This window comes from Nitratireductor sp. B36 (genome assembly GCF_020833685.1).
GTDB lineage: Bacteria > Pseudomonadota > Alphaproteobacteria > Rhizobiales > Rhizobiaceae > Nitratireductor.
This window is the reverse complement of sequence record NZ_JACKZY010000001.1, coordinates 1338031-1357888: the sequence shown is the minus strand read 5'-3', so window position 1 is coordinate 1357888 and position 19858 is coordinate 1338031. Positions and strand designations below refer to the sequence as shown.

18 protein-coding genes are annotated in these 19858 nt (G+C 61.1%); 15 read left to right on the top strand and 3 right to left on the bottom strand.

Annotation, left to right across the window (positions count from 1 at the left end):
- The first annotated feature begins 5 nt into the window (after nucleotides 1–5).
- Together H7H48_RS06560 and H7H48_RS06555 are read left to right on the top strand one after the other, a co-directional pair.
- A complete protein-coding gene (locus H7H48_RS06560; protein WP_065816482.1) occupies nucleotides 6–854 on the top strand; it encodes an ABC transporter permease in 849 nt (282 codons plus the stop codon).
- A complete protein-coding gene (locus H7H48_RS06555; protein ID WP_229447987.1) occupies nucleotides 851–2596 on the top strand; it encodes a peptidase M14 in 1746 nt (581 codons plus the stop codon). The genes H7H48_RS06560 and H7H48_RS06555 overlap by 4 nt, the downstream gene beginning before the upstream one ends.
- A gap of 103 nt (nucleotides 2597–2699) precedes the next feature.
- On the opposite strand, the gene H7H48_RS06550 is transcribed toward H7H48_RS06555, so the two are convergent.
- Both H7H48_RS06550 and H7H48_RS06545 read right to left on the bottom strand, forming a co-directional pair.
- Nucleotides 2700–3119, bottom strand: coding sequence for a DUF983 domain-containing protein (locus H7H48_RS06550; protein WP_229447986.1), 420 nt, complete (start codon nucleotides 3117–3119; stop codon nucleotides 2700–2702).
- 147 nt (nucleotides 3120–3266) lie between these two features.
- Complete coding sequence (locus H7H48_RS06545) at nucleotides 3267–4178, bottom strand: LysR family transcriptional regulator (RefSeq protein ID WP_229447985.1); 912 nt, start codon at nucleotides 4176–4178, stop codon at nucleotides 3267–3269.
- A 259-nt stretch (nucleotides 4179–4437) separates the two neighbouring features.
- Between H7H48_RS06545 and H7H48_RS06540 the strand changes: the two genes are divergently transcribed.
- From H7H48_RS06540 to H7H48_RS06500, 9 genes are all read left to right on the top strand, one after another.
- A complete protein-coding gene (locus H7H48_RS06540) occupies nucleotides 4438–5643 on the top strand; it encodes an ABC transporter substrate-binding protein (protein WP_229447984.1) in 1206 nt (401 codons plus the stop codon).
- 11 nt (nucleotides 5644–5654) lie between these two features.
- A complete protein-coding gene (locus tag H7H48_RS06535; protein ID WP_229447983.1) occupies nucleotides 5655–6449 on the top strand; it encodes an ABC transporter ATP-binding protein in 795 nt (264 codons plus the stop codon).
- A complete protein-coding gene (locus H7H48_RS06530; protein ID WP_229447982.1) occupies nucleotides 6439–7158 on the top strand; it encodes an ABC transporter ATP-binding protein in 720 nt (239 codons plus the stop codon). The genes H7H48_RS06535 and H7H48_RS06530 overlap by 11 nt, the downstream gene beginning before the upstream one ends.
- 4 nt (nucleotides 7159–7162) lie before the next feature.
- Nucleotides 7163–8050 (top strand): branched-chain amino acid ABC transporter permease, encoded by an 888-nt coding sequence (locus tag H7H48_RS06525; RefSeq protein ID WP_229447981.1) that lies wholly within the window; start codon nucleotides 7163–7165, stop codon nucleotides 8048–8050.
- Between the two features lies 1 nt (nucleotide 8051).
- Nucleotides 8052–9026 (top strand): branched-chain amino acid ABC transporter permease, encoded by a 975-nt coding sequence (locus H7H48_RS06520; RefSeq protein WP_370633319.1) that lies wholly within the window; start codon nucleotides 8052–8054, stop codon nucleotides 9024–9026.
- 5 nt (nucleotides 9027–9031) lie between these two features.
- A complete protein-coding gene (locus H7H48_RS06515) occupies nucleotides 9032–10630 on the top strand; it encodes a GMC family oxidoreductase (RefSeq protein ID WP_229447980.1) in 1599 nt (532 codons plus the stop codon).
- Nucleotides 10631–10713: 83 nt separating this feature from the next.
- Nucleotides 10714–11328, top strand: a complete 615-nt coding sequence (locus H7H48_RS06510) for a TetR family transcriptional regulator (protein ID WP_229447979.1) — start codon at nucleotides 10714–10716, stop codon at nucleotides 11326–11328.
- A gap of 92 nt (nucleotides 11329–11420) precedes the next feature.
- Nucleotides 11421–12512: an efflux RND transporter periplasmic adaptor subunit gene (locus H7H48_RS06505; RefSeq protein WP_229447978.1), complete on the top strand. Its 1092-nt coding sequence runs from the start codon at nucleotides 11421–11423 to the stop codon at nucleotides 12510–12512.
- A 12-nt stretch (nucleotides 12513–12524) separates the two neighbouring features.
- Nucleotides 12525–15668, top strand: coding sequence for an efflux RND transporter permease subunit (locus H7H48_RS06500; protein ID WP_229447977.1), 3144 nt, complete (start codon nucleotides 12525–12527; stop codon nucleotides 15666–15668).
- Between the two features lie 72 nt (nucleotides 15669–15740).
- Here the strand turns inward: H7H48_RS06500 and H7H48_RS06495 are convergent, their stop codons facing one another.
- Entirely contained in the window at nucleotides 15741–16022 is a 282-nt protein-coding gene (locus tag H7H48_RS06495) for a DUF2218 domain-containing protein (protein ID WP_229447972.1), read from the bottom strand.
- Between the two features lie 174 nt (nucleotides 16023–16196).
- Between H7H48_RS06495 and H7H48_RS06490 the strand changes: the two genes are divergently transcribed.
- From H7H48_RS06490 to H7H48_RS06475, 4 genes are all read left to right on the top strand, one after another.
- Complete coding sequence (locus H7H48_RS06490) at nucleotides 16197–17129, top strand: siderophore ABC transporter substrate-binding protein (protein WP_229447970.1); 933 nt, start codon at nucleotides 16197–16199, stop codon at nucleotides 17127–17129.
- Between the two features lie 25 nt (nucleotides 17130–17154).
- Nucleotides 17155–18138: an ABC transporter permease gene (locus H7H48_RS06485; RefSeq protein WP_229447969.1), complete on the top strand. Its 984-nt coding sequence runs from the start codon at nucleotides 17155–17157 to the stop codon at nucleotides 18136–18138.
- A 67-nt stretch (nucleotides 18139–18205) separates the two neighbouring features.
- The gene (locus H7H48_RS06480) at nucleotides 18206–19099 is read left to right on the top strand and encodes an iron chelate uptake ABC transporter family permease subunit (RefSeq protein WP_229448155.1); all 894 of its coding nucleotides are present in this window, start codon (nucleotides 18206–18208) and stop codon (nucleotides 19097–19099) included.
- Nucleotides 19096–19854: an ABC transporter ATP-binding protein gene (locus tag H7H48_RS06475; protein WP_229447968.1), complete on the top strand. Its 759-nt coding sequence runs from the start codon at nucleotides 19096–19098 to the stop codon at nucleotides 19852–19854. The genes H7H48_RS06480 and H7H48_RS06475 overlap by 4 nt, the downstream gene beginning before the upstream one ends.
- Nucleotides 19855–19858: the final 4 nt, after the last annotated feature.

Sequence of the window (19858 nt, the reverse complement as noted above, 5' to 3'; positions counted from 1 at the left end):
CAATCATGGCACAGGCTGTTTCGCGTTTGCGTCACTTCAAGAACATCGAGTTCATTCTCGGCATTCTACTTGCCGGAACGATGACGCTTCTGGTTCTGCTTTCACCGCTGCTCTTTCCCGATGGCGGCGAGCAGATCAATCTGACGGCACGTCTCACAAAACCGTTTACCGACTGGGCGCACATTCTGGGCACCGATCCGCTGGGCCGAGATGTGCTGGCGCGTGTGATAACCGGCGGCAAGATTTCGCTTCTGGTGGGCTTCACCTCCGTTGCCGGCGCCGTGGTGGTCGGTGTCGTGATGGGGTTGATCTCGGGCTATTATCGCGGCTTCTGGGACATGCTCGTCATGCGCTTTGCCGACGTGCAGCTCGCGCTTCCCTTCATCCTGCTGGCCATCACCTTCATCGCCATTGTGGGTGGCGGCATCACCAACACGATCATCCTGCTCATCGTGTCGCAATGGGTTCAGTATGCCCGCCTTGTGCGCGGCTCGGTCCTGTCGCTCAACGACCGTGAGTTCATCCATGCGGCCAAGGCCATCGGCGTGCCGGATTTCAAGATCCTGTTTCAGCACCTTCTGCCGAACCTCGCCGGCCCGGTCATCGTTCTGATGACGCTCAACGTCGCCACCAACATCCTCTTGGAAAGCTCGCTCACCTTCCTTGGCCTCGGCGTCGATCCGACCATCCCGAGCTGGGGCGGCATGCTGGCCGATGGCCGCACCTATCTGCAGAACGCATGGTGGGTCAGCGTCTTTCCCGGACTTGCCATTCTCTTCACCGTGCTCGGCCTGAACCTGCTTGGCGACTGGCTGCGCGATCTTCTCGATCCAACAGGACGCACAGAAACATGACCTCGATCTTCGAAAAGACCTTCGACCGCACGCTCGACCGTCTGGTTGCCGAATACGCCATTGAGGCATGGCGCGGCGGCGAGCTGGAGGCATGGCTTTTCGAGGATGAGGCGGCGCGCCGCGCCGCCGAAAAGCGCTTTGCGGAAGTGGGCATTAAGGCGCGGCTGCACAGCGCTTACAAGCCGCTGGTTCATTTCTTTCTGGAAGACGTGCCCGCCGCGCCGCGCATCGCCATCACCTATCCGGTAAGCTCTGCCGCTGCCGAGCAGCGTTTCCTTCTGGAGGCCTATCCTCTGGCAGGGATGGTGGGCGAGGCCGAGATCAGTTTCACCTCCGCGCCGGTCGATGGCCCGCTCGAATATGGTGTCGAGATCACGGCGGCGGACGGCGCCGTTTCGCGCCATGCGGTCTTCGCGCCCAACCGGCTTGCCGACGATCACATTGGCGAAGAGCTTCTCTCGCCCTGTGGCTGGCTGCGCGTGCGTCACCCGGATGGCCGCGTTTTTGACGAAGCGCTCGCAACCGATTTCGAGCGCCTGTTCCACGAAACGATGGCCGCCATCGATGCCCATCCATGGGGTGAAGACGAGCCTTTTTTCGAAGCGCTGCACATTGCTGTGTCCATGCCCGGCGCAGACACGCGTCTCCCGGTCGGCGAGGAAGCGATCAGTCTGCATGAAGCGCTGCACGAGGATTTCTATTTCTCGCTGCTTGAACTCTTCCAGAAGAAGTCGGGCCGCAAGCTCGGGTCGCGCGGGCTCCAGCCCGGTCAGATCATTCCGGTGATAGCGGCAGGCGAAGGCGCGATCACCGTCAAGGTCGAGACCCGGCCGCTCACCACCGAACCCGCCTTTTGGCCGGCGCAGCCGCTGCACGAGGCGGAGGGGCCGTTCTCCGTCTCGATGGTCAACGAGACGCTTGAAGAGATCGGCGGCGAGGCGTTCGAGGTTTCATCGCGTTCCGGCCGCCCGGTACCGGCGCGCTATGTGCGCGGAACCGACCACCCGATCATGCTGAGCGGCGGGCAGCATCCCAACGAGATCTCCGGCGTTGCCGGCGCCCTGCGCGGTGCTTCGCTGCTCTCTGAGCGCGAGGGCGCGCATTTCACGGTTTCGCCGCTGGAAAACCCGGACGGTTATGCGCTGCATTATGCGCTGTGCCAGAGCCAGCCGCACCATATGCACCACGCCGCCCGTTACACCGCGCTCGGCGACGATCTGGAATATCGTGAGGCTGAACCGCTTTATGAAAAAGCCATTCGCCGCGAAGCCTATTCACGCACCAAGGCCGTGCTCCACGTCAATCTGCACGGCTACCCCTCGCATGAATGGACACGGCCGCTGACGGGCTACATTCCGCGCGGATTCGAGATGTGGACCGTGCCGAAGGGCTTTTTCCTGGTCGCCCGTCACAAGCCCGGCTGGGCCGAGCGCACGCGCCGTCTCATCGAAAAGGTAACGGCTGAACTTGCAAAGGTTCCGGGCCTCGTCGCCTTCAACGCGGCGCAGATCCGGCTGTACGAGATCCACGCCGGTGCACTTCAGTTCGAGGTGTTGAACGGCTTCCCGATCACCATCACGGAAGTCGACCGCCACGACGCGCCGATGACGCTCATCACCGAATATCCGGACGAGACGGTCTATGGCGACGCGTTTCGGCTTGCCCATGAAGCGCAAACCCGAACGGTGCTTGCCGCCTATGATGCGCTTCAGGAAATGATGGCGGAGAACCTGACGGTTTAGAGCATCGGACCGAAAAGTGGAATCCGGTTTTCGGATTATTCCGATGCTCCAACTATAGACTACCTAGATCGTCCTTTGTGCGTCCGGATGGACGCATGGCGATCTAGGCCTGATCGCCCTTGTTTTTCGCCGCCTCGCTGTGCCAGGCGTGGTCGATGGAGCCTTCCTCGGCCTTGTGAAAATATTGCGAGCAGACAAGCCAGCCCTTGAGCGGGCGCAGAAGCGCCATACAGCTCAGGATCGTCAGCGGCACGGTCGTGAAAACATGGACCCAAAGCGGCAGTTCGAATGCCATCTGGAACCAGACGCCGAAGGCAAGCGCGGGAACGGCGGCAATGGTCATCGCAAAGAAGGCCGGGCCGTCGGCCGGATCGGCGAAAGAATAGTCGAGCCCGCAGACTTCGCAGCTCTCCGCAAGCTGGAGATAGCCTTTGAAGATGTGGCCCTGCTGGCATTGCGGGCAGCGGCCAAGGGTCCCCGTCAGCATCGGGTTGTCGGTGGGCGTGTATTGGGCGTTCTTCATCGCGGCCTCTCCATTTCGGGGCGCAGTCTCATCGAATGAAGACCGCATGGCCATGTGACAATTCAGCTTGCGACAAAATTCCCTAAAAGTCCCGGAATTCCGGAATTCGCAGTAAAACGCTGCCGTTTTCGGTAAAACGCCTTGCTTTTACGCCAAAAGCTGTTGGCCGTGAAAATCGTCCTTCGCGGCCTCCGCTTCCGTCTTGATGAAGTCGGTCAGCATCCGGATTCGGGGCGTGTGGGCGACGTCCTGATGGGCGATGCACCAGTAGTAGCGTTCAAGGTGAATCTCCTTCGGAATGACGGGAACAAGATCGGGATAGTGTCGCGCCATGAAGTTCGGCATTACGCACAGCCCCAGCCCTTTTCGCGTCGCGGCGAGTTGGGCGTGAATGCTGGAGCTCTGATAGAAGGCGCGGGCGCCCGGCAGGATCTCCCGATGGTAATCGAGGCCCGGCGTGAAGATCATGTCTTCGATGTAGCCAATGATGCGATGGGACGCCAGATCGGATTTGCGGCGCACCGGAGGATGCTTCTCCAGATAATCGCGGGTGCCATACAGAAACAGCCGGTACATAGTGATCTTCTCATAGTGGTGGGAACCCGCCCGGTTTGTCGATAGCGTCACCGACATGTCCGCCTCGCGGCGTGACAGTGAGACGATCTGCTGGATGATGAGAAGCTCGATCGACAGGCTGGGCAGGGAACGCGCCAGATCGGGCAGGCGGTCGGCGAGAAAGAAATTGCCGAACCCTTCCAGCGTGCTGATGCGCACGACACCGCTGACGGAGGTTGCATCGCCGGCAAGCTCGCTTTGAACCTGCGAGGCTTCGCGTTCGATCACCTCGGCCCGCTCCACCATTTTCTCGCCGGCCGCCGTCAGGAGATAGCCGCGCGGATTGCGCTCGAAAAGACGCGTCCCCAGCGCCTGCTCCAGCCGGTCGATGCGGCGGGAAACCGTGGCGTGATTGGTCCGGAGCTTACGCGCCGCCGCCGAGAGCTGGCCTGTCCGCGCGACAGCCAGGAAGTATTGAAGGTCGTCCCAGGAAAATGGTCGCATCAATCTGTACGTTTTTGCACCGTGTTTGTGCAAAAATAGAGAGTTGTGTGCGGAAAGGTCAATGCTATGACTATAGGCATGGTCGTGCATGAGGGAAGGGAGGCCCGGTTCGCACCGGCTTCACCATCCAGATTGATCATGCCGATTTTCCTGCAGGGTGGCGTGCGGAGGAGCACGAACGCGCCTTGCGGATCTGGATAGCCGCTGCCACGCGTCTCGTGCTGGCCAGGGTTCACCGTTTTGGGAGGAAAGATCGATTATGAAAGTTCTTGCGCTTGCATCCATGGCCCTCATGACGGCCACCGCCATGCCCGCAATGGCACAGGTTTCCGATGAGAAGGTGAAGATCGGCATCCTGAACGACCAGTCGGGCGTCTATGCCGATTTCGGCGGAAAATGGTCCTACGAAGCCGCGCTGATGGCGGTTGAGGATTTCGGCGGCACGGTTCTGGAGAAGCCCATCGAGGTGATCACCGCCGACCATCAGAACAAGCCCGACATCGCCTCCAACATCGCCCGCCAGTGGTATGACACGGAAGCGGTGGATGCGATCATGGAGCTGACCACCTCGTCGGTGGCGCTGGCCGTGCAGGGCATCTCGAAAGAGAAGAAGAAGATCAACATGGTCACCGGCGCGGCGACCACCGAACTGACCGGCGCGCAGTGCTCGCCCTATGGTTTCCACTGGGCCTATGACACGCATGCGCTGGCGGTTGGCACCGGCGGCGCATTGGTGGAGCAGGGTGGGGACACCTGGTTCTTCCTGACCGCGGACTATGCGTTCGGCTATTCGCTCGAAGAGCAGACCGGCAATTTCGCAAAATCCAAGGGCGGTGAAATCCTGGGCGCCGTGCGGCATCCGCTTGCCACCACCGACTTCTCCTCCTTCCTGCTTCAGGCGCAGGCCTCGGGCGCGAAGGTGATTGGCCTGGCCAATGCCGGTCTCGACACGGCAAATGCGATCAAGCAGGCCGCCGAATTCGGCATCGTGGCTGGCGGGCAGCGCCTGGCAGCTCTTCTGTTCACGCTGGCCGAGGTTCACGGTCTTGGCCTTGAAGCCGCGCAGGGGCTGACGCTGACGGAAGGCTTCTACTGGGATCGCGATGATGAATCGCGCGAGTTCGCCCGCCGTTATTACGAACGCACCGAGCGTATGCCCAACATGATCCAGGCTGGTACCTATTCTGCCGTGATGCAGTACCTCAAAGCCATCAAGGAAGCCGGTACGGACGAAACGGAAGCTGTCGCTGCAAAGCTGCACGAAATGAAGGTCAACGACCTCTTCGCGCGTGACGCGACGGTTGGCGCCAATGGACGCCTCCTGAACGACATGTATCTGATGGAAGTGAAGGCACCCGCCGACAGCAAGGAACCGTGGGACTATTACAACGTCCTTGCCACCATTCCGGGCGAGGAAGCCTACATCAAACCGTCTGAAAGCGGCTGCTCTCTGGTTAGCCAGTGACGGGGGCTGTCATGACAGAAGCGCCGGTTTCCGGCGCCGCCAATGATGCAGAGCCCCGGGTGGTGCTTACCGCCCGCGGTCTGCGGCGCGATTTTGCCGGGTTCGTTGCCGTCAAGAATGTCGATCTCGACGTGCACCATGCGAAAATTCATGCCCTGATCGGCCCGAACGGGGCCGGCAAGACGACGGTTTTCAATCTTCTGACCAAGTTTCTGGCACCCAGTGCCGGCCGCATCGAGCTCATGGGGCGCGACATCACCAACACGCCGCCGGCCAAGGTGGCGCGGATGGGGCTGGTGCGGTCGTTCCAGATCTCGGCGATCTTTCCGCATCTGAGCGTGCTCGACAATGTGCGGGTTGCGCTGCAACGTCCGGGCGGGCTTGGCTATCAGTTCTGGCGCTCGCTGGGCAGCCTCGACCTCCTGACGCCCCGCGCGGAACAATTGCTGGAGACGGTCGGGCTCCAGAACGAACGCCACAGGATGGCCGGCGACCTCTCCTATGGCCGCAAGCGCGTTCTGGAAATTGCCACCACGCTGGCGCTCGATCCCAAGGTTCTTCTGCTCGATGAGCCAATGGCGGGCATGGGCCATGAGGATGTGGAGACCGTTGCCGATATCATTCGCGATGTAGCGAAGGATAGGGCGGTTCTCATGGTCGAGCACAATCTCAAGGTGGTTGCCGATCTCTGTGACTGGATCACGGTGCTCCAGCGTGGCGAGATCATTGCCGCCGGCGACTACGCGACCGTGAGCCAGGACGAACAGGTGAAGGTGGCCTATATGGGGACGGCCCATGACGCATGAGCACGGCAAAAAGCCGCTTCTTTCCGTTCGCGATCTGCATGCCTGGTATGGCGAGAGCCACGCACTTCATGGTGTGAACCTCGACGTGGCGGAGGGCGAAACGGTCACGCTGCTCGGCCGCAATGGCGTCGGCAAGACGACGACGCTGCGCGCGATCATGGGCATTATCCGCAAGCGCAAGGGCGTGATCGACTTTGCCGGTCAGGATTTGATGAACACGCCGCTGCACCGCACGGCGCATGCGGGGCTCGGCTTCGTGCCTGAGGAGCGCGGCATCTTTGCCACGCTTTCGGTGGACGAAAACCTGCTTCTGCCGCCTGTTGTCTCTGACGGGGGCATGAGCATTGAAGAGATTTTCGAGCTGTTCCCGAATCTGAAGGAACGGCGCAACAGCCAGGGCACGAAACTTTCCGGCGGCGAGCAGCAGATGCTGGCCATCGCCCGCATGCTGCGCACCGGCGTGAAGCTGCTTCTGCTGGATGAACCCACCGAAGGCCTCGCTCCGGTGATCGTGGAGCGCATCGGCGAGGTGCTAGCAACGCTCAAGGCGCGCGGCATGACGATCCTGCTGGTTGAGCAGAATTTCCGTTTTGCCAGCCGCGTTGCCGATCGCTTCTACCTGATGGAGCACGGCCAGATAACGGCGAGCTTCCCGGCATCCGAGCTGGAACAGCGCATGGAGGAATTGCACGAGGTGATTGGAGTTTGATGACATGACCATGATCTTCGGAATCCCGATCCAGGCCTTTCTCGGCCAATTGTTGGTCGGTCTCATCAATGGCTCGTTCTACGCGATGCTGAGCCTCGGCCTCGCCATCATCTTCGGCCTGTTGCGGGTGATCAATTTTGCTCATGGCGCACAGTACATGCTGGGAGCCTTTGTCGGCTATCTGCTTCTGGCGCATCTGGGCATCGGCTATTGGCCGGCGCTGATCCTCGTGCCTCTGCTGGTGGGGCTGAGCGGCATGGCGATCGAGAAGGTTGCCCTGTCGCGGCTCTACAATGTGGATCCACTCTATGGCCTGCTTTTCACCTTCGGGCTGGCGCTGGTTCTGGAAGGCGCGTTCCGTTATTTCTATGGCGTTTCGGGGCAATCCTACACACCGCCGCCGCAGCTTTCCGGTGGCACCAATCTCGGCTTCATGTTCCTGCCGAACTATCGCGGCTGGGTGGTGGTGGCGTCGCTCATCATCTGCATCGGCACATGGCTTCTGATCGAAAAGACCAAGCTGGGCGCCTATCTGCGTGCGGCGACGGAAAATCCGACGCTGGTGCAGGCCTTCGGCGTCAACGTTCCGCTGCTTCTGACTTTGACCTATGGCATCGGCTCTGCACTTGCCGGTCTTGCCGGCATCATGGCCGCGCCGGTCTATCAGGTGAGCCCGCTGATGGGGTCGAACCTGATCATCGTGGTGTTTGCGGTTGTCGTTGTGGGCGGCATGGGCTCGATCCTGGGCGCCATCGTGACCGGCTATATGCTCGGCCTCGCAGAAGGGCTGACCAAGGTGTTTTATCCGGAAGCCTCAAACATCGTGATCTTCGTGATCATGGCGATCGTGCTTCTGGTGCGGCCGGCCGGCCTGTTCGGGAAGGATGCGTGACATGGCTGACATGACAACCACAGGCATCGACCGGCAGACCCGCGCCCGCACCGAATGGTTTCTTGTGGGGCTGGGCATTGCCGCGCTGATTGCAGCGCCCTTCTTCCTCTATCCCGTCTTTTTGATGAAGATGCTGTGCTTTGCGCTCTTTGCGGCGGCATTCAACCTTCTGCTTGGTTATACGGGCCTGCTTTCCTTTGGCCATGCGGCCTTCTTTGGCGGGGCGGCTTATTTCACGGCCCATGCGGTGAAGGAATGGGGCTGGACGCCGGAATTCGGCGTGCTTCTCGGCGTGTTCGGCGCGGCGGTGCTGGGGCTGATCATCGGCTTTTTCGCCATCCGCCGGCAGGGCATCTACTTTGCCATGATCACGCTGGCCCTGGCGCAGATGTTCTATTTCTTCTGCGTGCAGGCTCCCTTCACCAAGGGCGAGGACGGCATTCAGGGCGTGCCGCGCGGGCATCTCTTCGGCTTCATCGATTTGAGCGTGCCGCTCAACATGTATTTTTTCGTGCTGGGCGGTTTCCTGATCGGCGTCTTTGCCGTCTGGCGCATCGTGCATTCGCCTTTCGGCATGATCCTGAAATCGATCCGCGAGAATGAAAACCGCGCGACCTCGCTCGGCTACAGCGTGGCACGCTACAAGCTTGCCGCCTTTGTGATGTCGGCCACGCTGGCGGGGCTGGCAGGCGCGATGAAGGCGCTGGTGTTCCAGTTCGCAACGCTGACGGATGTCACCTGGCAGATGTCGGGCGAGGTGATCCTGATGACGCTTCTGGGCGGCATCGGCACCATGCTGGGCCCGATTGTCGGCGCCGGTCTGGTGGTGACGCTGCAGAACTATCTGGCGACGTCGGAATTTCCGGTGACGGTGATCACGGGCGCGATCTTCATGATCTGCGTGCTTCTGTTCCGTCGCGGCATTGTGGGTGAAATCCTCGCGCGGTTTTCGCGCGGGGAGGACGATGCGCGCTGACCGCCATGAAAGAGACATTCGACTATATTGTCGTCGGCGCGGGGACGGCGGGTTGCCTTCTGGCCAACCGCCTTTCCGCCGACCCGAAGGTCTCGGTGCTGCTTCTGGAGGCGGGTGGCAAGGATAACTACGCCTGGGTGCATATTCCGGTCGGTTATCTCTACTGCATCTCCAACCCGCGCACCGACTGGTGCTTTACCACCGAAAGCGAGGCCGGGCTGGGGGGGCGTTCGCTGGCCTATCCGCGCGGCAAGGTGCTGGGCGGCTGTTCCTCCATCAATGGCATGATCTACATGCGCGGGCAGGCGCGCGATTACGACCGCTGGCGGCAGATGGGCTGCACGGGCTGGGCCTGGGATGACGTCTTACCCTTCTTCAAGAAGCCCGAAGACTATTACCGGGGCGCGGACGACATGCATGGCGCCGGCGGCGAGTGGCGCGTGGAAGAGGCGCGCGTGCGCTGGGACATTCTGGATGCGTTTCAGGATGCGGCCGAAGCGCTCGGCATCCCGAAGGTCGACGATTTCAATCGGGGTGACAATGAGGGCTCTTCCTATTTTCGGGTGAACCAGCGCGGCGGCATACGCTGGAATGCCTCGAAAGCCTTCCTGAAGCCCGTGCGGCACAGGCAGAACCTGCGGGTTGAGACCGGCGCGCATGTGCGCCGGCTTATCGTGGAAGAGGGGCGCGTCACGGGCGTTGCCTATGAGCAGAACGGGGTGGCGCGCGAGGCGCATTGCCGGGCCGAGGTCGTTCTGTCGGCGGGCGCAATCGGCTCGCCGCACATTCTCGAACTGTCGGGCATCGGGCGCGGGGAGGTGTTGCAGGCGGCGGACATCCCAGTGGTCCTTGAGCAGAATTCGGTGGGCGAAAACCTGCAGGATCATCTGCAATTGCGTTGTGCCTACAAGGTTTCGGGCATTCGCACACTCAACGAACAGGCAAGCCGGCTGACCGGAAAGGCGGCGATTGCACTGGAATATCTTCTGAAACGGTCGGGCCCCATGTCGATGGCGCCAAGCCAGCTTGGCCTTTTCACACGCTCCGATGAAACGCGCGAAACGGCCAATCTGCAATATCATGTGCAGCCTCTCTCGCTCGACAAGTTCGGCGACCCGGTCCATCCGTTCCCGGCGTTCACGGCGAGTGTGTGCAATCTGCGGCCAGACAGCCGTGGCTCGGTGCATCTCACCTCGAAGGATTTTCGGGCGCAGCCGGCGATCCGGCCCAATTATCTTTCCACCGAGAGCGACCGGCAGGTCGCTGTCGATGCGATCCGTTTGACGCGCCGTATCGTCGCTCAGCCGGCCCTGCAGCGCTATCGGCCCGAAGAATTCAAGCCGGGTCCGGACTACCGGAGCGAGGAAGAACTCGTTGAGGCGGCAGGGCAGATCGGCACCACGATTTTCCATCCCGTCGGCACCTGCCGGATGGGGGCGGATGAGGAGGCGGTGGTTGATCCACGGCTTCGAATGCGCGGTCTGAAAGGCTTGCGGATTGCCGATGCGTCGGTGATGCCTGCCATTGTTTCGGGCAATACGAACTCGCCGACGCTGATGATCGCGGAAAAGGCGGCGGCGATGATCCTCGAGGATGCGCGATAGGAGAGGACTGTGGTATGGCCTGGGCAATTGCCTGTTGACTCGATGAAGGCTGACGATTATTGAAAATCGTCAGGATTAAGATGATGAAACAGACCGCCCGCACACGCACCGATCCGGAAGAGACCCGTGGCCGCATTCTGGAAGTGGCCGAGAATTTCTTCCGCAGCATTGGTTATCAGAAGACGTCCGTTGCCGATATCGCAGCGGAAGTGGGCATGAGTCCGGCCAATGTCTACCGGTTCTTTCCCTCCAAAGGGGCGATCAACGAGTGTATTTGCGGGCGGATTGTCGAGGAAGTGGCGGAAATCGCCTTTTCCATCGCGCGGACCAATGCACCGGCACCCGAGAAGCTGTCGCGGCTTCTGATGGCGATCCACGAGCATCACAAGGCCACGCTGATCAAGGAAAAGCGGACGCATGAGATGGTCGCGGTGGCGATGCAGGAAAACTGGGCGATCATCAAGGCGCATATCGAGCGTGTCACCACGATTATCGAGGGAATCATCCGCGAGGGTGTCGAGGCCGGAGAGTTTGAAGTTGAGGACCCGGCAGAGGCGGCGCGCTGCGTGAAAACAGCGTTTGTGCCATTCTTCCATCCTCTGTTGATCGAACATTGCATACAGCACGGTGAAGACACCGAGCAGGGACTGCGCGAGCAGTTGCGTTTTATCCTGAAAGCACTGGGCAAGCGGACATAGGTCGGCGCGGGGACGTGGACGCCATTTCGTGCGCCTAAAGAGTGAATAATATTGAGAATCATCAGTTAATAGTATTTACAAGGTGGGCTGCCATGCCGCTGACAATGATGAAACGGGTTGTTCTTCTGGGCGCGATGGCGCTCGCGCTGGCGGCCTGCCAGGATGAGGAAGTGGCCGAGCGCCCTGACCCGGTCGTGCGGGTGGCGACGGTGCGGCTTTCTCCGCTCGCCGAAACACGCACTTACACGGGTACGATCGTCCCGCGCACCGAAGTGGCCGAAGCCTTTCGCGTCGGCGGCAAGGTGGCTGAACGGCGTGTCGATGTGGGGGACGCGGTCAAGGCCGGAGAGGTTCTGGCGCGGCTCGACCCTGTCGATCTCAACCTCCAGCTGGAGCAGCAGCGGGCGGCACTTACAGCAGCGCGCGCAAGCCTCACAAAGGCTGAAACCGATCTGGAACGGGCGCGCAAACTCTTCAAACGCGGGCATGTGACTCAGGCAGCGCTCGATGCTCAGGCGCTGGCCGTCGACGAAACGCGCTCGCGCTTCGAGCAGGCCGAGCGCGCGGTTGCCCTTGCCGAAAACCAGATGGGCTATGCCGAACTGACGGCATCCTTCGACGGCGTGGTGAGTGCCGTGGGGGTGGAGGCGGGCCAGGTGGTTTCGCCCGGTCAGATGGTGGTGAGCGTGGCGCGGCTGGATGAAAAGGAGGTCGAGGTTTCGATCCCCGAGAGCCGGCTCGCCGATCTGGAAGGCTCCACCGCCGAAGTGTCGCTGTGGGCCGGCGGCGGGATCTATGCCGCGAAGGTGCGCGAGATCGCGCCGGAGGCCAACGGCACCAGCAGGACCTACCCGGTGCGCTTTTCCGTGCCGGAGGCGGACGAAAGTGTCCGGCTCGGCATGACCGCCACCGTTTCACTCACCAAAGGAGATCCGTCACCGGTCGCTCGCATACCGATGACGGCGGTTCTCGACGATGGCCGGGGCCCGGTCGTGTTCGTAGTCGATCCCCCCTCGAACGAACTCAAACGCCGGCCGGTCGTCGTCGAGGCCTATCAGTCGCGCAATGCGATCATTGCAGAGGGGCTCGAGGAGGGCGAGAAGATCGTCACGCTCGGTGTCCAGAAATTGCAGGAGGGCGAGCGCGTGAGGCTCGCCGAAATCCAGTCCGCCAGCGCCGACTGACCGGGGGCCATCATGCAGCGATTCAACCTTTCGCAGTGGGCCGTCACCCACCAGACGCTTGTTCTCTTCCTGATCATCGTTCTCTCGCTTGGCGGGGCCTATTCCTATGCGCGGCTTGGCCGTGCGGAGGATCCGAGCTTTACGATCAAGGTCATGGTGGTGAATGCCATCTGGCCTGGCGCCACGGCTGAGGAGGTGCAGCGACAGGTCGCCGACCCGATCGAGAAGACGCTGCAGGAAGTGCCCTATTTCGACAAGGTGCGCACCTATTCCAAACCCGGCTCCACCTTCATGCAGGTGCAGCTGGAGGACACGACGCCGCCGGGCGAGGTGGCCGACATCTGGTATCAGATCCGCAAGCGTGTCGGCGACATTCGCGCCTCGCTGCCGCAGGGTGTGATCGGCCCTTTCTTCAATGACGAATTCGGCGATGTGGACAGCGCGCTCTACATGCTGACCGGCGACGGCGCGACGATGCGCGATCTGAAGGACGCGGCCGAAGACATCCGCCAGCGGCTTCTGCGCGTGCCGGATGTGGAGAAGGTGCGTTTTTACGGCGCTCAGGACGAGCGCATCTTTGTCGAGTTTTCCCATTCCAAGCTTGCCACTCTGGGTATCGACCCTCAGGTGATCTTCAATTCCATCGCGGCTCAGAACGCGGTGACACCTTCGGGCGAGATCGAGACGGCATCCGACCGGGTGTTTTTGCGCGTGGAGGGTGCGCTCAAAGGGGTGGAGGCCGTGGCCTCGGTGCCTGTTGCTGTAAACGGCACCGTGTTTCGTCTTGGCGATATCGCCGATGTGCGGCGTGGCTATGAGGACCCGCCGAGCTTCACGGCGCGCCATGAGGGACAGCAGGCGCTCGCCATAGGCGTGGTCATGGCCGAAGGCGCGAACATTCTCACGCTGGGTGAAAATCTCGATCAGGCAATGGACGGGATCAAGGCCGATCTTCCGGTCGGTCTGGAACTCGACATGATCTCCAACCAGCCGGAAGTCGTGCAGGACTCTGTCGGTGAGTTCATCAAGGTGTTTCTGGAAGCGCTGGCCGTGGTGCTGGCTGTGAGCTTCCTGTCGCTCGGCTGGCGCACGGGCATCGTGGTGGCGCTGGCGGTGCCGCTGGTGCTGGCCATCGTCATGATCGTGCTCGACATTCTGGGCATGAGCCTGGAACGCATCACGCTCGGCGCCCTCATCATCGCGCTCGGCCTGATGGTGGATGACGCGATCATCGCCGTCGAAATGATGGTGGTGAAGATGGAGCAGGGCTATGACCGGCTGAAGGCGGCGACCTTTGCCTGGACGTCGACGGCCTTTCCCATGCTGACGGGAACGCTGGTGACGGCGGCGGGCTTTTTGCCGGTCGGCTTTGCCCAGTCGACGGCTGGCGAATATGCCGGCGGCATCTTCTGGGTGGTCGGTATTGCGCTGGTGGCCTCGTGGTTCGTGGCGGTGATCTTCACGCCCTATATCGGCGTCAAGCTTTTGCCCGACTTTCACAAACACGGCGCTGCCGTGGCCGAGGGCGGACAACACCACGACATCTACGACACGCGGCTCTACAACGGGCTTCGCCGGATCGTTGAATGGTGTGTCTCCTGGCGCTGGGTGGTCATCGCGGCCGTGGTCGGGCTCTTTGCGGTCTCCATCTATGCTTTCGGCTTCGTGCAGCAGCAATTTTTCCCGACCTCGCCCCGCCCCGAACTGATGGTGGAAATCCGTCTGCCGGAGGGGGCACCGATCAAGGCCACCGAAGCGTCTGCCCTTGTCATGGAAGCGGTGGTTGCGGCTGACGACGAGGTCCTGACCTATTCCACCTATACAGGTGCTGGTGCGCCGCGCTGGTTCCTCGCATCCAACCCGGAATTGCCGAAGCCGAATTACGCGATCATCGTGATGTACACGGAAGATGCAGCGGCCCGCGACCGGGTCAAGGAACGGCTGCAGACCTACATCGCCGATGGCGGCCTGCCTGAAGCGCGCGTGAGGGTCACGGAGCTCGTGTTCGGACCGCCCGTGGGCTTTCCCGTCCAGTTCCGTGTCATTGGCCCGGACCCGCTGGAGGTGCGCCGCATCGCCTATGAGGTGCGTGATGTGATGGCGCAAAACCCCAATGCGCTTGATCCCAATCTGGACTGGAACGAACAGGCAAAATCCATCCGGCTCGAAGTCGATCAGGATCGTGCACGCGCACTCGGCCTGACACCGCAGGATATCGGACGCACGCTGCAGACCCTGCTCTCAGGCCTGACGGTGACTTCCGTCCGCGACGGCATCGAGCAGGTGGATGTGGTGGCGCGCGCGGTGGAGAGCGAAAGGCTCGACATCGAGCATCTGGGCGACCTGACGATCGCCACGCGCGGCGGGGCTCCGGTGCCGCTGTCGCAGGTGGCCAGGGTGGTCTACGGCCATGAAGAACCGATCCTGTGGCGGCAGAACCGCGACATGCTGATTACGGTGCGCGCCGACGTCCCCGCGGGCGTACAGCCGCCGGATGTTTCCTCGCAGATATGGCCGACGCTTCAGCCGCTGATGGAAAACCTGCCGGTGGGCTATCGCATCGAAATGGGCGGCTCCATTGAGGAGAGCGCCAAGGCAAATGCAGCTCTGTTCGAGGTGTTCCCGGTCATGGTTCTGGCCATGCTGACGATCCTGATGATCCAGCTCCAGAGCTTCTCGCGGCTCGCCCTGGTTTTTGCTACCGCCCCGCTCGGTCTCATAGGTGCTGCGTTCGGGCTTCTGATCTTCAACCAGCCCTTCGGCTTCGTGGCCCTGCTCGGGCTGATCGCGCTCGCCGGCATGATCATGCGCAACACGGTGATCCTGGTGGATCAGATCAAGGCTGACCTTGAAGACGGGTTGCCCGAATGGACGGCGATTATCGAAGCAACGGTTCGCCGCACACGGCCCGTGGTGCTGACCGCACTTGCCGCCATTCTGGCCATGGTGCCACTCTCAAGCAACGTGTTCTGGGGGCCGATGGCGTTTGCTATTATGGGCGGGCTCACCGCAGCGACGGTGCTGACCATCCTGTTCGTGCCTGCGCTCTATGCCGCGTTCTACCGGGTCCGGCGACCGGGTGAGGAACAGCGGGCCGGCGTCGGCGTTACCGTTCAGGACAATGAACAACTCGCGCTGCCTCAGGCAGCCGAGTAACGAAAGGCGGCGGAATTCACTGCTCGCGTTCCGCCGCCTTTCAGGTTTTCCGCCAATCAAGTGCCTGATCCCTCAGGCTTGCCAGGCAATCTCCGGCTTTTCGCGCCAGGCAAAGCGCGAGAGGTGATCGTCAATCACGCTCTGGGCACGGGCCAGCTCCTCGTCCGTTTTGGCGCTGCATTCGATGGTCAGCGCTGCTTCGTCTGCACGCATGACGCAGTCACCAAACGGGAAATCCACCTTGCCGCGCGATGGGTCGAAGTCGACGCTTACCTTGTGAGCAAAGTGCTTGCAAAGCTGCTGCAGATATTTCGACGCGTTTTCCGTCGTGACGACGGCCTTGGATTGCAGCATGAGAAATGTCTCCGGAAAAGGATTGTCGAAACTGTTTGGTCGATTGTCCATACAGATAAGTTGATTACAATAATCATATTTGCTAACCGACATGCTGACAAGGGTGTTGTCGGCCGGTCGAGCCCTGAACGGCAGACGCCTCCTTGCAATTTCCTGGACATTTGGAGCGTGTCGATGATTGCAAACTTACCGTCACTGGCCGGACGTTTCCTGGCTTCCGCCATTGCGCTTGCGGCTTTCCTGCCGGGCTATGCCAATGCTGGGGAGATCGCTGTCCAACATGCTCAAGGCGAGACCATTTTACCTGACACGCCCAAGAAAGTGCTGACATTCGATCTCGCCGCGCTGGACACGCTCGATGCCCTGGGCGTCGAGGTGGCGGGCGTACCGAGCGCACTGATCCCCGATTATCTGTCCAAATATGAAGCCGACGGATACGCAAAGATCGGCTCTCTCTTCGAGCCGGACTTTGAAACAGTGAATGCGGCGAGCCCGGATCTGATTATCGTGGCAGGTCGGTCCGCTCCGCAATACGAGGCGTTGTCAAAGATCGCGCCGACAATCGATCTGACAATTGAGCCGAACAATTTTCTGAAAGGTGCTCAGGAGAATGCGCGTAAACTGGGCATGATTTTCGACAAGGAAGATGCGGCGGAGGCGTTGATCGACAAGCTCGAAACGTCGGTTGCCACCTTGCAGGAGACCGCGAAGGGGGCCGGAAAAGGCCTGATCATTCTCACCAATGGCGGCAAGGTTTCGGCTTATGGCCCGGGCTCGCGTTTCGGCTGGCTGCATGACGATCTCGGTATTGCGCCCGCCGTCGCGGATGTGGAGGCGGCCACGCACGGCGAAGCTGTTTCGTTTGAATTCATCCTCAAGACAAATCCGGACTGGCTTTTCGTGGTCGACCGCGATTCGGCGGTCGGAAATGACGGCCAGTCGGCGAAACAGACGCTCGACAACGAACTCGTTGCCGCAACCACCGCCGCAAAGGAAGGCAATATCTACTATGCCGACGCGGCTCGCTGGTATCTCGTTGGCGGTGGCATGACGGCCCTTCAGGCAGAAGTTGACGCGATCACCAAGGCGCTGAGCGCAGCCGACTGACCGCACCATGCAAGCCGTTGCCAGCATGTCCGTTCGAGTTCGCCCTGCCGCCGGTCTGATGCTGGCGGTGGGATGCGTGCTTGCTCTGGCTGCCGTCAGCCTGTTCATCGGTGTAGCGGACATGCCGCTAGGCGACCTCATTCGCGGTGATGGCGGCGCGCAGGCCATCCAGCTTCTTCTCGTGAGCCGCATACCGCGCACGGTGGCGCTGCTGCTTTCGGGCATGTCGATGGGCGTTGCCGCACTCATCATGCAGATGCTGTTTCGCAACCGCTTTGTGGAGCCCACGACCACCGGCACGGTTGAAGCTGCAAGTCTTGGCCTGCTGGTGGTGGCATTGCTCGCGCCGGGCCTGCCAATATTCTACAAGATGGTTGTGGCTTCGAGCTTCGCGCTGGGAACCACCTTCCTGTTTCTGCGGCTCGTCTCGAAGATTCCGACCGGTTCCAGCCTGGTCGTGCCGCTTCTGGGGTTGATGTTCGGCGGTGTCATCAATGCAGTCACAACCTTCTTTGCCTACCGCTACGACTTGCTTCAATCACTCGCGACATGGACCAATGGCGATTTCTCCGGTGTGCTGCGCGGGCGTTATGAACTGCTTTTCATCGCCGGGGGGCTCGCAGTCTTGTCCTATCTGGCGGCAGACCGGTTCACCGTGGCAGGGCTGGGCGAGAGCTTTACCCGCAATCTCGGGCTCAATTACGGGCGCATAGTTGCGTTGGGCCTGGCGATCGTTTCGATGGTTTCGGCCGCCGCGGTGGTAACGGCGGGCACGGTGCCGTTTCTGGGGCTCATCGTGGCCAATCTCGTTAGTCTGGCAGTGGGCGATAATCTGCGCCGCGCCCTGCCATGGGTTGCTGTTTCAGGGGCAGGGTTTCTTCTCGCATGCGACATTATCGGCCGTCTGGTGCGCTTTCCCTATGAAATCCCGGTTGGCACCGTTGCAGGTGTCCTCGGCTCCGGTGTTTTCCTGTTCCTCCTTCTTCGTCGGCGGGCGCGTTTTGGCTAAAGCTCCTTCATGGCAGAGGCCTCGCCTGGCGCTTGCTGGTCTCGGATTGGCTGCAATCGCGGCGATGATGGCCTTCATGACCATCGGGGCCAAAGGCAACTGGGACTTCGTGCTGCCGTTTCGCGGTGGAAAGCTTCTGGGACTCGTTCTGGTTGCCTATGCGGTCGCGACAGCGACGGTGTTGTTTCAGACCATTACGCAGAACCGGATCCTGACCCCGGCGGTGATGGGTTTCGATTCGCTCTATGTAGCGCTCCAGACCGCACTCGTTTTTTTTCTCGGCACACGGGATCTGGCGACGATCGATATGCGCCTCCGTTTCGTTCTGGAGATGGTGCTGATGGTGGCGCTGTCGATGGCGCTGTTTTACTGGCTGTTTCTCTCACGACGGCGCAGCCTGCATCTTGTGGTGCTGGCGGGCCTGGTGTTCGGCGTGTTCTTCCGCAGCCTCTCGCACATGATGCAGCGCATTCTCGACCCCAATGAGTTCATCGCCCTGCAGGACATGTTGTTCGCCAGCTTCAACACCATTGATACGCAGTTGCTGGCGGTCTCTTCGGTGGTTGTGCTGGTGACGGCCTGGCTGAGCCGCCGGCTGCTGGCGAAGCTCGACGTTTTGATGCTGGGACGTGATACGGCGGTCAATCTTGGCATCGATTACCAGCGTGTGGTGATGATGCTGTTCGCCGTGATCGCCGTTCTGGTTTCCGTTTCGACTGCGCTGGTCGGGCCGGTTACGTTCTTCGGGCTTCTGGTGGCGAGCCTTGCCTATCAGGCGGTGGCCACGGATCGGCATAAATACACGCTGCCGGCGGCGACCCTGATCGCCATCATCGCGCTGGTGGGGGGGCAAACGGTGATGGAGCGCGTGTTCGGTTTCGACACTGCGTTGAGCGTCATCATCGAGTTTACCGGCGGCCTCGCCTTCATGCTGCTACTCTACCGGAATTTGAACCGATGATCGAAATCCACAATCTCACCAAACGCTATGAGGAGGCGGCGGTGGTCGACAATGTCAGCCTGACGCTGCCGGAAAGTGGCATCACCGCGATCGTCGGCCCGAACGGAGCCGGGAAATCGACGCTCCTCTCCATGATGGCCCGGCTGATTGCGCCGACATCGGGCCGGGTCCTGGTCGATGGCCTCGACGTACAGGCAACGCCGGGCGCCGTTCTCGCCAAGCGGCTGGCGATCCTGAAACAGAACAATCAGGTCGGTATGCGACTGACCGTAAACGAGTTGGTCGCGTTCGGGCGGTTTCCGCATTCGGGTGGCCGTCCCACCGTCGAGGACAAGCGGCATGTCGACGAGGCGATCGCCTATCTGGGGCTTGATGACTTACGGACCCGGTTCCTGGACGAGCTTTCGGGCGGTCAGCGCCAGCGCGCCTTCGTGGCCATGGTTCTGGCGCAGGATACGAAATACGTGCTGCTCGACGAGCCACTCAACAGCCTCGATATGAAACATGCAGCGGCGATGATGAAGCTGTTGCGGCGCACTGCTGACGAGCTCACCAAATCCATCACCGTGGTGATCCACGACATCAACTTTGCTTCCATCTATGCCGACCATGTGGTGGCGATGCGGGATGGGCGGGTGATGCTTGAGGGAGGGGCGGTGGATCTCATGCAGGAGACGATGCTCAAGGACATCTACGACACGGTCGTGAAGGTGCGCGAGGTGGATGGGCACCGGCTGGGACTGCACTATCTCTGAGAAC